Source organism: Metabacillus sp. 84 (assembly GCF_050107715.1).
Lineage (GTDB): Bacteria > Bacillota > Bacilli > Bacillales > Bacillaceae > Metabacillus_B.
In genome coordinates, this window is the sequence record NZ_JBNILN010000005.1 from 264,262 (window position 1) to 279,220 (window position 14,959).

Sequence of the window (14,959 nt, forward strand, 5' to 3'; positions counted from 1 at the left end):
ATAATATGACAACATTGCCCGCCTGGGTATTCATCATCTATTATCTGTTCCTGCTCATCACACTTGGAACTGCCCTTTTCCGTCTGATACAGCGGAACGGCAAAGCATACTCCGCCTCAGCCTTCCTTGCAGCCATGACAATTCCGGCCATCGCTCTCCTCAACTCGATTGGACGGCTGGAAGGAATGAATGAAGGGCAGCATTTTATCAGCGCGCTTCAGACTGGTGCTCATTGGGCCGTTTATGTATTGGCCGGGTTTGTTTATTTGCTGGTTTGGTGGGTGCTGGTTTTTTCGAAGAGAAAAAACAGGCAGGTGGCCGTGCCTCAATAGGAGAAAGAGCGGACAGCTGGTGTCCGCTCTTTTTCCTGTTAATCTTATTCATTAAACAAACCAAGGAATCATTTAATGATTGAGATTAAATCAATAAAAGGTTTACTATTTACGAATCCTATAATAAACTATAGTCGTATTCAGATTGGATAGAATGAAGCAAACAAATAGAAGAGGTGCTTTTTGTGAGTGTGTATAGGTTCTAAATAGGAGAATTTAATGAATTGAATCTAGTGAAAAAACAGGGGATTCCTCCCTTTATTTTGCTGTGGATTCATTTCAACCCTATGAAGATACCTGTACCTTTCATAAAAAACGGACAGCACGGCAGGATCATGCCGTTTATTTGTCTGTACCTTGTGAAGGAAAAGCTGCGGGATCTCTGCAGCTTTTTTTGCGTTTAAAATTTGGCTTGTTCTTTCCATCTGACAAGGTATCTTCATTTGATTATAAAAATAATCATGAGGAGCTATAAAATGAATACAGAGACGTTTGATAAATTGCAATACAGCGAGTTAAAAGAAGTTATTAAATCCTATTGCACAAGTGGACTTGGCAAAAATTTGCTGGATAAGCTGGAGCCTGCCACAAGCATGAAAGTGGCTAAGACCCGGTTAAATGAAACATCCGAAGCCCGCTCGATTTTGGACGCGGACGGGCACGTTCCGTTCTCCGGTGTTACAAATATTGAAAGCCCTATCCAACAAGCAGAAAAGGGGATCATTTTAAACCCGGGTGAATTAATCAGCCTGTCTGACTTTTTAAGAGGATGCCGGAAATTAAAGAGGTTTATGCTGGAACGTGAATTTTTCGCGCCCGTGTTGTCTTCTTATGCACAATCCATGACTGAGTATAGGGAATCGGAAGAAGAAATCAACGGTGCGATCAAAAACGGAAGAGTTGATTCTTCTGCAAGCAGGAATTTAAGGAAAATCCGTGAGCAAATTGAGGAAAAAGAAGAGAAAATCAAAGCCCAGCTGACGAAATTTATGAACAGCAGTGAAAACAGGAAATACCTTCAGGATACCTTTATCAGCCGGAAAAACGACAGGTTCACCATTCCGGTAAAGGCTTCCTATAAAAATCAGGTGGCCGGTTCCATTGTAGAAGTTTCTTCTACAGGCTCCACCGTTTTTATGGAGCCGCACAGTGTGGCGAAGCTGAACGGCGAACTGGAACGGTTGAGGGCTGAAGAAGCAGTAGAGGAATATCAGATTCTGGCGACGCTCACCGGAATCATTATCGATCATCTTCCTGGCATCCGCATTAATATGGAGCTGATCAGCCAGTACGATATGGTGTTTGCAAAAGGGAAATACAGCCAGCAAATACGCGGGATTGAGCCGGAACTCAATGATACAGGCTTCATCAGGCTTGTACATTGCAAGCATCCGCTCCTGACCGGCCATGCCGTTCCGCTTGATTTTGAAATTGGGAACGGCTACCGCAGCCTGGTCATCACAGGACCTAATGCCGGCGGCAAAACCATCGTCCTGAAAACCATTGGACTGATCACCCTTGCCGTCGCTTCAGGATTTCATATTCCCGCACAAAGGGGTACAGCAATTTCAGTATTTGACAGGGTTTTTGCGGATATCGGCGATAATCAAAGCTTGGAAAATGCGCTGAGCACATTTTCCTCCCATATGAAAAATTTATCGGAAATCATGACCCAGTCCAATAATCATACCCTTCTCCTTTTCGATGAGATCGGCAGCGGAACCGAGCCGAATGAGGGGGCCGCCTTAGCCATCTCCATCTTGGAAGAGTTCTATCATATGGGCTGCATCACAGTGGCCACGACCCATTATGGTGAAATCAAACGCTTTTCCGAACTGCATCCGGACTTCATGAATGCTGCCATGCAGTTTAAACAGGAAACGCTCGAGCCCGCCTACCGGCTGATCATCGGGGAATCAGGAGACAGCAATGCCCTTTGGATCTCCAGGAAAATGAACATAAAAGATGCCGTTCTCAAACGAGCGAAAGCTTATATGGAAAATAAGGCATATCGACTTGATAAAGTGGATGACAACAAAATCAGGAAGCCAGCAAAAGCGGCCAGTCAGCTTCCTGAAGAGGTCATCGACTTTCAAAAGGGAGACAAAGTCACACTCCTTGAATACAACGACACCGGGATTGTTTACAAAGAGCGGAACAAATCCCGCAACGTGACTGTATTTTATAAGGGAGAAATGCATGAAATCCTTGATAAGCGCCTGAAGCTCAACTTCAAAGCGGCTGAACTGTATCCGGAAGGCTACGATTTGGATCAGCTGTTCACCGATTATCAGACGAGAAAGCTTGCCCATGATATTGAACGGGGATCAAAGAAAGCACTGAAGAAAATTCAAAAAGAGATGAAGAGGGATAAATAACAGGTTACAGAAGGGAATGGAAAAGAGCGGACATATTCAGTCCGCTCTTTTTGCTTTTTAAAACACACTCCTCACCAATCCTCCATCCGCTCTGAGTGCAGCTCCGTTAATCGCAGATGATAATGGACTCGCAAGAAATACCGTAAAATGGCCAATTTCCTCCGGCCGGATCAGCCTCTGAATAATTGAAGTCGGCCTGTTCTCCTTCATAAACTTTTCCTCTGCCTCCTGAACGGAGAGCCCTTCATCCGGATAGAGGGATTCCAGCATGTTCTCGACCCCTGTTGTGAGGGTAGAGCCCGGCATGATGGTGTTAACCGTAGCATTCGTTCCCGCTGTTAATTCTGCGAGGCTCCTCGAAATGGAGAGCTGCATCGTTTTCGTCGCGCTGTAATGAGCCATTTCCTGTGACGGCATTACGGCTGCTTCACTGGCAATAAAAATGACACGCCCTTCTTTTTTAGCGATCATTTTCTCAAGGTATGTTCTGGTCAGCCGGACACCGCTCATAATGTTCACTTCAAAAAACTTCATCCATTCATCATCCGTAATATCAAAATACTCCTTCGGCTCAAATATCCCCAGATTATTAACGAGAATATCCACCTCCGGAAATTCCTCCATCAGCTTGCGGCACCCTTCCTCAGTCCCCAAATCCGCCACTCCCTTAAGAAAATCCCCTTCCGGAAGCTGCTTCTTCATCTGTTCAATCGTTTCCTCCACCCGGCTGCTGCTCCGCCCGCTGATGATGACGGAGGCACCCTCCTTTGCAAGAGCAAACGCGATTGCCCTTCCGATCCCGGATGTAGAGCCGGTAACTAACGCACGTTTTCCTGACAGCTGTGTGTCCAAATTGTATCCCTCCAGTTGTTTTCTGTTCTTATTTTCCCAGAAAAACAGAAAAATACTGCTTTTTTTCGCACACCCTCGCAGCCGGGACACAGCATCAGTTGGGAGAGTTTAAAAGCATTTTACAGACAATAACAAAAACGACCCGATTACGCGATCGGATCGTTTTTGCTGTAGCGAAGCAGAAGCCGCTCGCATAAATAGAAGGCTGCAGCTGTAACACCGCCAAGTACACTGAAATAGCGAACCACCAAGACTTTGATAGTCTGTAACAGATGGAGCAGCTGAAGAATCAGTGCACCTGCTATGAAGTAAAAAAGGAATTTCAAATTTTTGCGATTTGTGATGACGTCTGCAAGGTACGAAACGGGGATACGGATGATACCGAAGATGATAATGGCTTAAACGGAGAGAGTGATAAGCATCGCAATTGCGGTACCTAGATGATCATACGGTCTTCCTTCCTGCAGGCTGTACACGAGCATAAATAACAAGGTCCCGGATACTGAGCAGACCGCGGCCGTTTTAATTTTTGCTGAAATCGGATCATTTGGAGGCACCTCACTTTTCTCCATGTATCTAAAAACAGACCATGGATACTGAACCAAACGAAGTTTCAGTATCGGGCATATATGTGAATATACTTCGATTTGTTAAATCCATTGTTTTCTCCCATGCATCATTTGTATTTAATCATCATTGATTTCTTCGTCAATTAGATCTTTAGTCAGCTCAGCAGCTTTCTTAGTATTTTCAAACTTATCATTTCTTTTTGAGATGAAATCCATTAAATTTGGGAGTTCATTAAATTGTTCGGATTCAATATGCCAAGTACCGTTAGTTCCGGAAACTTGATATCCCTTATTATTCAATCAGAAAGTTTTTAATCCTAGTTATAATTTTATTCTCCCTACTCCACTAAATCAGCACAAAAAAACCTCCAGAGCAGATGCCCCGGAAGCTAATTTTTTATCGTTTATTGATTTCTTCCATGAGAAGCTTGTTGACCATCGGCGGGTTCGCCTGGCCTTTGGAGGCTTTCATGATTTGGCCGACGAGGAAGCCGATAGCACGGTCCTTCCCGTTTTTGAAGTCTTCGATTGATTGCGGATTGGCATCGAGAGCGTCATTTACGAATTTACGGAGTGCGCCTTCGTCAGAGATTTGGACAAGTCCTTTGTCTTTAACGATTTTCTCAGCGTCGCCGCCGTTTTCGATAAGCTCTTTGAATACTTTTTTCGCGATTTTGGAAGAAATCGTACCTGCTTCGATCAGCTTGATCATGCCTGCCAGTCCTTCAGGAGTAAGAGCTGTATCTTCAAGCTCTTTGTTCTCTGCGTTCAGGTAAGCTGATACTTCTCCCATCAGCCAGTTGGATGCCTGTTTTGCATCGGCGCCTGTTTTGACGGTTGCTTCAAAGAAGTCGGACATTTCTTTCGTAAGTGTGAGGACCATTGCATCGTATGCAGGAAGTCCAAGGTCCGATACGTAACGCGCTTTGCGCTCATCTGGAAGCTCAGGAATTTCAGCACGGATACGTTCTTTCCACTCTTCATCAATGTAAAGAGACACAAGATCCGGTTCCGGGAAGTAGCGGTAGTCATCGGATCCTTCTTTTACACGCATCAGGAGGGTTTTGCCAGTGGATTCATCAAAGCGGCGAGTTTCCTGCTCAATGATTCCGCCGGATAATAGCACCTCTGCCTGGCGTTTTTCCTCGTGCTCCAATCCTTTGCGGACGAAGTTGAAGGAGTTCAGGTTTTTCAGCTCGGCTTTCGTACCGAACTTCTCCTGACCGACTGGACGAAGGGAAATGTTCGCGTCACAGCGAAGAGAACCCTCTTCCATTTTACAGTCAGAAACACCTGTATATTGGATAATGGATTTTAATTTTTCAAGATACGCATACGCTTCTTCCGGCGTACGGATATCCGGCTCGGAAACGATCTCCACAAGCGGTGTACCCTGACGGTTGAAGTCAACCAGGGAGAAGCCGTCGCCCGTATGGTTCAGCTTACCCGCGTCCTCTTCAAGGTGAAGACGGGTAATTCCGATTTTCTTCTTTTGGCCGCCTACTTCAATTTCAATCCAGCCGTTTTCGCCGATTGGCTTATCAAATTGAGAGATTTGGTACGCTTTTGGATTATCCGGATAAAAATAGTTTTTACGGTCAAACTTCGTATCCGTTGCGATTTCACAGTTCAGCGCCATCGCAGCCTTCATCGCGAAGTTTACAGCTTCCTTATTCAGTACCGGAAGGACACCGGGGTATCCAAGGTCGATAACGGAAGTGTTCGTATTCGGATCCGCTCCGAAATGGTTCGGAGAAGCGGAAAAGATTTTTGAATTCGTTTTAAGCTCAACGTGGACTTCAAGTCCAATCACCGTTTCAAAGTTCATTCGTTTCTCACCCCTTACAGTTCAGGTTTTGCTTTATGATGGTCCGTCGCCTGCTCAAATACATGGGCAACACGGTAGATGGTGCTTTCGTCAAAGTGCTTGCCGATGATTTGAAGTCCGAGCGGAAGACCGTTTGAGAATCCGCAAGGGACGGAAATTCCAGGGACACCTGCAAGGTTAACCGGAATCGTTAAAATATCATTCGCATACATCGTAAGCGGATCGTCTGTTTTTTCACCGATTTTGAAAGCAGGAGTCGGAGTCGTCGGTCCAACAATGACATCGTACTTTTCAAAAACATCTTCGAAATCTTTTTTAATGAGCGTACGCACTTTTTGCGCCTTTTTATAGTACGCGTCATAGTAACCGGAGCTAAGAGCGAACGTTCCAAGCATGATCCGGCGCTTAACCTCGTTCCCGAAGCCTTCCGCACGGGTCTGCTTGTAAAGATCGATCAGGTTTTCCGCATTGTCTGTACGGTACCCGTAGCGGATTCCGTCAAAGCGGGAAAGGTTGGATGAAGCCTCTGAAGACGCTAAAAGGTAATAAGTCGCTAGCGCATATTTGGAATGCGGCAGCGATACTTCTTCCCACGTCGCTCCTTGCGCTTCCAAAACTTTAAGCGCTTCTAACACGGAGTTTTTCGCTTCTTCACTGACACCTTCGCCAAGGTATTCCTTTGGAACCGCGATTTTCAGGCCTTTAACATCGCCTGTTAAGGAAGAAACATAGTCTGGAACATCCACATTTGCAGAGGTCGTATCCATTTGGTCTCCGCCAGCGATTGCTTGAAGAAGATACGCATTGTCTTCAACGGTACGGGTAATCGGGCCGATTTGGTCCAAAGATGAAGCAAATGCCACAAGCCCATAACGGGAAACACGGCCATACGTAGGCTTTAATCCAACAACGCCGCAATATGCTGCCGGCTGACGGATCGAACCGCCTGTGTCAGATCCAAGGGAAAACGGAACCTCGCCTGCTGCAACAGATGCAGCGGAACCACCGCTTGATCCGCCTGGTACGGTTTCAAGATTCCACGGATTTCTTGTCGGCTTGAATCCAGAGTTCTCTGTGGAAGAACCCATCGCGAACTCATCCATGTTTAATTTTCCGATTGTAACGGATTCTGCCTGCTGAAGCTTTTGCACAACCGTTGCATTATAAATCGGCATGAAATTCTCTAAGATTTTACTGGAACACGTTGTACGAAGGTCCTTCGTCACGATGTTGTCCTTTACGCCGATCGGCATTCCAAAAAGGAGACCGAACTCATCGCGTGTACCGACTGCCTCATCCAATTGCTTTGCATAAGAACGCGCGCGCTCTTCATCAAGCGTCATGAACGCCTGTACTTTATCTTCTACTTCGTTAATCCGTTTATAGGACTCATCAACAAGGTCCGTAACGGTGATGTCTTTTTTATGTAAACGCTGCTTTAACTCGGAAATCTTATGGTCAAATAATGACACCTAGGTTTCCCTCCCTTATTCAAGAATGGTCGGAACGCGGATGTATCCGTCTTTCTGGTCCGGAGCGTTTTTCACAACGTCCTCAACCGGAAGACCTTTAGCCGGCTTGTCCTCTCTCATTACGTTTTTCATATCCAATACATGAGTCGTCGGCTCAACGTTATCCGTATCGAGCTCATTCAGCTGCTCTGCAAATGAAATAATGGCATCAAGCTGCTTCGAAAACATCTGAGCTTCCTCTTCTGTAATCGCAAGACGGGCAAGGTGCGCAACGTGCTTAACCTGATCAGTCGAAATGCGTGACATCAACTGTTCACCTCCAATAAAATCGTGCATACACAATACTCTGATGATAACAAAATTTAGTGCTATAAAGCAAGGCATTGCAGGGTCGGAACGAGGATATTGCGGGTGCCTGACGGCAGGACACGTGCCTGACCCGCTGTTCGCTAAAGGATAAAAGCTCCGGCACCGCCTCCGCAAACCCTTGATGCCTTTAGTTTCAGCATCCATCGTCTCTGTCCCCCGCTGCTTTAAAGGATGTGGGCCTGGCACGGTGCCGGACCCCACATCCTTTAAAGCAGAACGGGTCAGAGGCCAGTGCTTTTTTACCATTGCGGTACAAGGGATTGGAGAGATGGTGCCGGAGCTTTAGCGCTTTATCAGAGCGAGGGCCAGACCCCAAAAATAAAAAAACCAGGGGCAGAAGCTGCACCCCCGGTTTCCGTTATTTTTTGATTAAATGCTCGTCAATCACCCTGCCGTCACGGGCTTTCGCTACGATTTTGATGCCTTCTTCGCTTACCGTAACGCTTGAATAGATTTGTGTTTTTTCTTCAAAGTATACATCCATGTAATCCTGAGGGACGGCATCATAGAATTTGCCGCCTGTGGAACCGGCAATCAGGTAGGTGGTACCTTCTTGAGCCTGTTTGCCTTCCTTCAGTTTATGCGTCCGGACGTAGGCATGGTCATGGCCTGAGATGGCGAGATCGATGCCGGCCTCGTCAAACGCTTTCGGAAATACACTTTTGACTGCCTCTGCTCCGCCTTGCGGGTTGGAGTAGTATGGAGAGCGGTGGTAGGTGACAATTTTCCATTTCTTTTTCGATTTCGCCATGTCTTTGATGAGCCATTCAGCTTGTTTTTGCAGGCCGGCGGTGTCTGTTTCCGTGTTTAGAACAGCGAAGTGTGCGTCGCCGTAATCATAGGAATAGACGGTTCCTTCAAAGCCATCCGGCCCGTTGCCCGGCATGTTAAAGAGACTTTTGAAGGTTTGGACTCCGCTTCCGATGTTTTCGTGATTTCCAACAGTTGGCATGATCGCAGTGGATGGCGCAAGCATTGGATCCTTCATTGATTCGAAGAACGCGTTCCAGTGGGAGTAGAGATTGCCATCGTCAATCATGTCCCCGACATGCATCATGAAGGCGGCATCAGGATGTTCGGTTTTTGCTTTTTTGAACAGCTCAGTGTAGATGCCGAAGCCGGATTCGGTCTGGTTCGGCGGTGCTTGTGTATCCCCCATAAGCAGGAAGGTGAACGGACTTTTCACCATGTCTTTCGCAAAAATTTCTGCCGGTTCGCTCCAGCCTTCAGGCGTTCCGTCTCCGACTCTGTACATGTAAGTCTGTCCGGGTACGAGGCCCATAATTTCGGCTGTATGCACCTGCAGCTCACCTGCATCCATTGAAAGAGGCGCGCTTTTTGCATTTTTTCCAAGAAATCTTCTGCCGCTGAATCCGTCTTTCTCGTAATCTTCTTTTTTCGCGATTTGAACAACGGAGTCTTTAATCAGCGGTGAAGTTGTCCAAGTAACATTACGGCTGCCTGTTTTTCCATTAAAGGTGACATTCAGTCTTTCTGGTTTGCTGGTCCCTAGGTGGTTCAGAACGCTAATATCTTTTGTAAAACTGTAGCGGTCTTCCTTCGATGCCTGAATCACTGCTTTGCCGGGAATTAAGGTTAGCAGGCTCGTTTTCAGCGTTCCGTCCTCATTTGTTTCACCGAGTGTCCAGTCGCTGATCTCTGTATCTGACGCTTCGATCCAGCCTTCGATATCACCGGTTTTCACTTGAATCCAGCCATTTTCTTCTTTCAAAACCAGAAGCTGGACCTTCTTGGAAACAGGAGCTGTCAGTTCAGATTTCACTCTCGGTTCCTTCCTGATCTGCGCCATTTTCGTTTTAACTTTCGCAAGCTTGTATTCAGGAGACAGGACGCTTATTTCAGCGCCTTCGACTGCATTTCCGTCTTCATCTTTTACTGTCAGCTTAGAAGGAAAACCAACCGATGCACGGTCTGCTTCCACTGTAAAGTGCGCTTTTACGTCTTTTTCAATATTCGGGAGAAACAGCATGGTTTCTTCGCTGGTACCCGCTTTTTTCAAAGTGCCGGATAAAAATTCAACGGATGCTTTCCCTTTCGCAGTAACAGGAATGGATAACGGCAGGCTGCCAATCACCAGATCCCCATCCAGTTTGTTAATACCTTTTAACTCAAGTTCAATCGTTCCGTCCTCAGAGATCTTATTTTTCAAGACCATATCGGATGTAATCGATTCAGACAGCTTCACTTTATTTTCGTCAGCCTGTAAGGATGTTTTCATTTTTACCTTCAGCGTATCCAGCTGCTCGGCTTTTTTTACTTCCAGTTTGACAGGAAACGCTGAACCGATATAAGCAGATTCTGGAGGATCTGCTTTGAATCCTGCCTGACCGGCTTCTGTTTCAAATGTCCAGGATTTGTCCGTCTCGTTTCCAAAATTGTCCTGAACATTCAGCTCTGCTTTATGAAATCCATCAAGCATCGGAGCTTCAGGTTGATAAGAGATGGTTCCGGTCTTGGAATCGTATGCCGGCTGAACAGCCTTTCCATCTACCTTCATCGCGATGCGCTCAGGGTTGATCCCTGTGTCTTCATCCTTTGCGATGGCGGAAATCACAGGCTGGGCATCCTCCGTTTTCGTTCCGTCTGCAGGCTGAGCTGTGTCAATGACGGGGTTTACGAGATCATCATTTGTATCGCCATATACAGCCCGGATGTTGTCCACATAAATGGTTCCCGCATCTTTGTTGGCGTCACTCGTTTCCATCAGTCTCACCGGCAGGTCCATTTTCAAAGGAAGCGCCTTGCCGGCCGGGATTTTCGCTTCAACGTACTTCCAACCGGTCCAGTTCATTTTTGAAGCAAAATCTAGCGCAAACGGGCTGTTGTTCGCATCCCTCATTTGAGCTCTGAGCCAGTGGTTGTTTCCGTCTCCATACACCCACATCCCTATAGACTCGGGATAGTCCTCAATTTGAATTGGCTGCTTTGGATGTGCGTATGCACCAGACGTTCCCGTTGTCCCGGTAAAGTCATAGTTCAGCTGCAGGGCATGGCTGCCGAACCGGGCGGGCTCAGGATAGGTTGTCTGTTTTATGGAAATGGAGTTGTATCGGGCACCGCTAAAGGTCCAATTAGAGAAATTCTTTTCAAAATCCTCCAGAATAATCGGCAATCTCCCTACCTGGATTGTCATCGAATCTGAAATCCCTCCGTGTGATACGGTGATTTTTCCCGATGCTGTTTTGCTGGAAGCTTTGAACTGTCCATTTTGATCAATGCTCCCAACTTCGCCTTCAATTTTCCATTCAAAAAGAGAAGGGTCGGCATCGACGTTTTTCCCGTCCAATAAGGCTTTCGGAGCAAGATTGATTTCATCCCCTTTTTTCAGCGTAAGGGCATCCTGGGGAAGCTTGATTTCGGTCAGCTTGTCTGTAACGGTGATGGCAGCTGTTCCGCTCGCTCCATCCTTCCCTGCCCGTACCGTTCCTTTCCCGGGTGTATTTCCTGCTGTAAACAACCCTTCTTCATCTACTGTCCCAAGTGAGGAATCCGAGACAGACCAATCCGGTTCTCCATTAAGCGGCTTAGGAAAGTATCCGGCGTCCATTCCTTTAGCATCCAGGTCCTCACGGCTTCCTTTCAGCATCAGCAGGCGGTCAGGCTGCATGGCAAGCTGGCTGAGTGCTCCCGGCTCAGCGGAAGTCGTAATCAAAAAAGAGTTAGCAACAGAGCGTTCAAAACCATCGGACGGCCGGTTTACAATACTCAGGCCTTCCTCCCCCGGCTGCCGTGCCCCAAAAGTAGAGGAACCTCCCCCATCCAGGTTTAGTGCTTCCACCGCGCCAAGCTCAGCCATCATGTCACGTAATTCGAAGACGGTGATCCCTTCTGAATATCCAGGTGCCCGTCCATCAATGACCACAAAGAAAATCTCACCTTCTGCGTTCATGCCGACTGCGGTTCTTGGAGCCACTGCAGTCGTAAAATTATCTGAAGGCAAATTGACCTTCTGACCTTTTTGAATGAGCTTATAATTTCCGCTTAGTCCTTCCTCCGCGTCCAGCCATTGCGGGGAAATCTGGGTTTCAATCTCCACTTCCTGTCCAGGCTTCAATGACTTGACAATCTCACGGCCAGTTCCATGACCGGATAAAATAAGATTTCCGTTCTCGATCGCCTGATTTCCTTTGCCATCAATCAGCTCTTCAACTACCGCTTTCATTTTCCCCGGCTTATGTACATCTCCGGATATTACACTGAGCACTGCCTCTGTTCCGGATGTGTTTGTCCCTGTTGATTTAAGCGGAGCAGCGTATAAGGCAAGATGATTCGTTCCCCTGGCCCCATTCAGCTGGGCAATGTGATGGGTGGCACCATCGGCATGAAGCTTAAACTGGACACCTGGAATACCAAAGATCGGAGTCCCGTCTTTTTTCACGCCAAACGATTCCTTGTACCCTGACTTTAGAATTCTGCCATCATGAATAACCGTTCCATTTGGAATCCCTGTTGAGGTATTATAAAAATCACCGTTAAATGCTCCAATAACGACTTGGCCGGGCTTTGAAACGGCTGCTGCCTGCTGGCGGACCGGCTGCATGCCAAGGTCTTTGCCGTTTGGCAGACCTACGTCAATGCCAAGCTCATCCTCATCCAGATCAACGTTCATGACGAAGGCTTCCTGTCGTCCGCGATTGCTTGCAAGTGTTACTGTCTCCTGCTCAACTCCCAGAGCAATATCTTTCTCCCATTGATCAATGACCGTCCCAAGTGAATAAGGCGCCTCCTCCGCTGAGACAGTGCCTGCCGGCAAAACCAGGCCTGCAGCTGCCGTCTGCATAACTAAAACAAAGGCAAATACAGCAGATAGAAACGTTTTTGGTTTTCTCATTGCTTCCCCTCTTTTCAAATAAATTCAGCTGAATAGCTGCCGTTCTGCTCCAAACGTATCACCTGAATTTAAGGCTTCCAGCAGACTTTTTTAAATTTTTTGTAAACTAATGAAAAATAAGGATATTAGACCAGAAAATTGTCATTGTGTTTGTCGAAAAACCAGGCCGTTTCCATCTTGAAACCAACGGAATACTTCGTTTTAATTTTTCAGAATTATTTTACTTTTATTTTTAAAAGAAATCGCTTACACTAACGTAAGGCTTATGGTCCTGCGGATTTTTCCAAATTCCGACACGTTTCAACTGCTTGAATAATGGGGATAATTTTGATAGGTTAAGAAACCGTAGGCTGCGAACGGTGCTCGACGCCATTTCACACTATTTAAGATTCAGCGATTTCTCCTTTCTTGATCAATTCCTTCCCGGAAAAAAGACCCGGATTTATCTAACAGCATGTTCGTTATGACCCATCTGGACTTCCAGATGATAAATCTGCGCTAATTTTCCTGAAGGTATGCCGGGTCAGCCGGCGGAAAGGACTGAATTCTTAATAGGGGTGAGCAGGTTCACTTTCCTTGCTCAATTGAAATGACGCCAAAAGATGGATGCCCGCTTTCCTATAAGCGGAAACAGCGTATGTCTGGATTCAGCGTGCGGAGGGATGGTTCATCCCGTGTGGAAGGTTCTGAGCGGTTTGCTCGTTGGCAAAGGTAGTCGCAAAAAAATGACAAGATAGGAGAGATATTGTGGAATTTGAAGTTTATATATCCTTAGCTCTCTACTTCATCATGATGCTTGGGATCGGTTATTATGCGTTCAAGCAATCAACCGGCGATGTAGAAGGCTATATGCTTGGAGGCCGCGGGCTTGGCCCGGCTGTAACAGCATTATCCGCCGGAGCTTCAGATATGAGCGGATGGATGCTGATGGGTCTGCCGGGGGAAATGTATTCGACAGGACTCGCCGCCATGTGGATCGCAATCGGCCTGACATTGGGAGCATATGCAAACTATTTAATCCTTGCACCAAGACTTAGAACTTATACAATTGTAGCGAATAATTCGATTACAATTCCGGATTATTTTGAAAATCGTTTTCACGATAAATCCAAAATGCTCCGCCTTTTTTCTGGAATTGTCATCGTGATATTCTTTACCCTTTACTGTTCAGCGGGTATGGTATCAGGAGGAACGCTTTTTGAATCCTCCTTCGGTCTGAATTATACGACCGGCCTTTTTATTACAGCGGGTGTAGTCATTGCCTATACGCTGTTTGGAGGATTCCTTGCAGTCAGCCTCACAGATTTCGTACAGGGTGTCATTATGTTCCTTGCTCTCATCTTAGTTCCCGTCGTGGCACTGATTGATTTAGGCGGTTTTGGAACCACAGTGGATCAGGTAAGAGCAATCGATCCGAAATTGTTTGATGTATTCCGCGGTACAACGGTTCTTGGAATCATCGGATTTCTTGCATGGGGTCTTGGTTACTTCGGCCAGCCGCATATCATTGTACGTTTTATGGCCATTAATTCCATTAAGGAATTAAAACCGGCACGCCGGATCGGGATGGGCTGGATGATCGTTTCCATCGTTGGAGCGCTGATGACTGGTCTTGTTGGGATTGCCTATGTAAATGCTAATGAGATTAACCTGAACAATCCGGAAACCATTTTCATTAAATTTGCCGATGTACTTTTCCATCCGCTAATTACCGGTTTCCTTCTATCCGCTATCCTTGCAGCAATTATGAGTACAATTTCTTCTCAGCTGCTCGTTACGTCCAGTGCGCTGACAGAAGACTTTTATAAAACATTCTTTAAAAGAAATGCGTCGGATAAAGAATTGGTCCTAATCGGCCGTCTGGCTGTCCTCGTGGTAGCCATCATCTCCATTCTGCTTTCGCTTAAACCAAGCGGAACCATTCTTGACCTGGTCGGGAACGCATGGGCCGGTTTCGGTTCTGCATTTGGGCCAGCGATCTTGCTCAGCTTGTATTGGAGACGCATGACGAAATGGGGAGCTCTTGCCGGAATGATCACCGGTGCAGGAGTGGTTCTTATCTGGCTGACTATCCCAGGTCTGACAGACGTCCTATATGAGATGATTCCAGGCTTCTTCATGAGTTTGATTGCCGTTATCGTGGTCAGCCTCATGACTGCCAAACCGTCTGAAAAAGTAATAGACAGCTTTACCGAAATGGAAACAGTACTGGCCAGAGAAACTAAATAAACGTATGTTTAAAAGCCATTCACCTGCACGGTGAATGGCTTTTTTGCAAAGAAAGAGCCCGGCTCATTGAACCGGGCT

Annotated in this window: 9 protein-coding genes; 3 read left to right on the top strand and 6 right to left on the bottom strand. The window is 46.5% G+C overall.

The genetic code is table 11. The features are described from left to right. Positions 1–5 precede the first annotated feature (5 nt). Together ACQCV8_RS11960 and ACQCV8_RS11965 are read left to right on the top strand one after the other, a co-directional pair. Positions 6–332, top strand: a complete 327-nt coding sequence (locus ACQCV8_RS11960; protein WP_426844860.1) for a hypothetical protein — start codon at positions 6–8, stop codon at positions 330–332. Positions 333–808: 476 nt separating this feature from the next. Next, positions 809–2,710: an endonuclease MutS2 gene (locus ACQCV8_RS11965; protein ID WP_426844861.1), complete on the top strand. Its 1,902-nt coding sequence runs from the start codon at positions 809–811 to the stop codon at positions 2,708–2,710. Positions 2,711–2,767: 57 nt separating this feature from the next. On the opposite strand, the gene ACQCV8_RS11970 is transcribed toward ACQCV8_RS11965, so the two are convergent. The 6 genes from ACQCV8_RS11970 to ACQCV8_RS11995 all read right to left on the bottom strand — a co-directional run bounded on the left by ACQCV8_RS11970 (position 2,768) and on the right by ACQCV8_RS11995 (position 12,652). After that, the gene (locus ACQCV8_RS11970; RefSeq protein ID WP_426844862.1) at positions 2,768–3,562 is read right to left on the bottom strand and encodes an SDR family NAD(P)-dependent oxidoreductase; all 795 of its coding nucleotides are present in this window, start codon (positions 3,560–3,562) and stop codon (positions 2,768–2,770) included. A gap of 686 nt (positions 3,563–4,248) precedes the next feature. Further along, positions 4,249–4,431: a hypothetical protein gene (locus ACQCV8_RS11975; RefSeq protein ID WP_426844863.1), complete on the bottom strand. Its 183-nt coding sequence runs from the start codon at positions 4,429–4,431 to the stop codon at positions 4,249–4,251. Positions 4,432–4,528: 97 nt separating this feature from the next. Next, a complete protein-coding gene (gene gatB / locus ACQCV8_RS11980) occupies positions 4,529–5,959 on the bottom strand; it encodes an Asp-tRNA(Asn)/Glu-tRNA(Gln) amidotransferase subunit GatB (protein ID WP_426844864.1) in 1,431 nt (476 codons plus the stop codon). Positions 5,960–5,973: 14 nt separating this feature from the next. Next, positions 5,974–7,431: an Asp-tRNA(Asn)/Glu-tRNA(Gln) amidotransferase subunit GatA gene (gene gatA, locus ACQCV8_RS11985; protein ID WP_426844865.1), complete on the bottom strand. Its 1,458-nt coding sequence runs from the start codon at positions 7,429–7,431 to the stop codon at positions 5,974–5,976. A gap of 15 nt (positions 7,432–7,446) precedes the next feature. After that, positions 7,447–7,737 (bottom strand): Asp-tRNA(Asn)/Glu-tRNA(Gln) amidotransferase subunit GatC, encoded by a 291-nt coding sequence (gatC, locus tag ACQCV8_RS11990; RefSeq protein WP_035407683.1) that lies wholly within the window; start codon positions 7,735–7,737, stop codon positions 7,447–7,449. Positions 7,738–8,158: 421 nt separating this feature from the next. After that, positions 8,159–12,652, bottom strand: a complete 4,494-nt coding sequence (locus tag ACQCV8_RS11995) for a phosphodiester glycosidase family protein (RefSeq protein WP_426844866.1) — start codon at positions 12,650–12,652, stop codon at positions 8,159–8,161. Positions 12,653–13,399: 747 nt separating this feature from the next. Between ACQCV8_RS11995 and putP the strand changes: the two genes are divergently transcribed. Next, on the top strand, positions 13,400–14,881 hold the full coding sequence (gene putP / locus ACQCV8_RS12000) for a sodium/proline symporter PutP (protein ID WP_426844867.1): 1,482 nt from the start codon (positions 13,400–13,402) through the stop codon (positions 14,879–14,881). The last annotated feature ends 78 nt before the right edge of the window (positions 14,882–14,959 follow it).

Coding starts and splice junctions, on each gene's coding strand:
- ACQCV8_RS11960 (WP_426844860.1), top strand. CDS start 6: ATGACAACATTGCCCGCCTGGGTATTCATCATCTATTATCTGTTCCTG.
- ACQCV8_RS11965 (WP_426844861.1), top strand. CDS start 809: ATGAATACAGAGACGTTTGATAAATTGCAATACAGCGAGTTAAAAGAA.
- gatB (WP_426844864.1), bottom strand. CDS start 5,959: ATGAACTTTGAAACGGTGATTGGACTTGAAGTCCACGTTGAGCTTAAA.
- gatC (WP_035407683.1), bottom strand. CDS start 7,737: ATGTCACGCATTTCGACTGATCAGGTTAAGCACGTTGCGCACCTTGCC.
- ACQCV8_RS11995 (WP_426844866.1), bottom strand. CDS start 12,652: ATGAGAAAACCAAAAACGTTTCTATCTGCTGTATTTGCCTTTGTTTTA.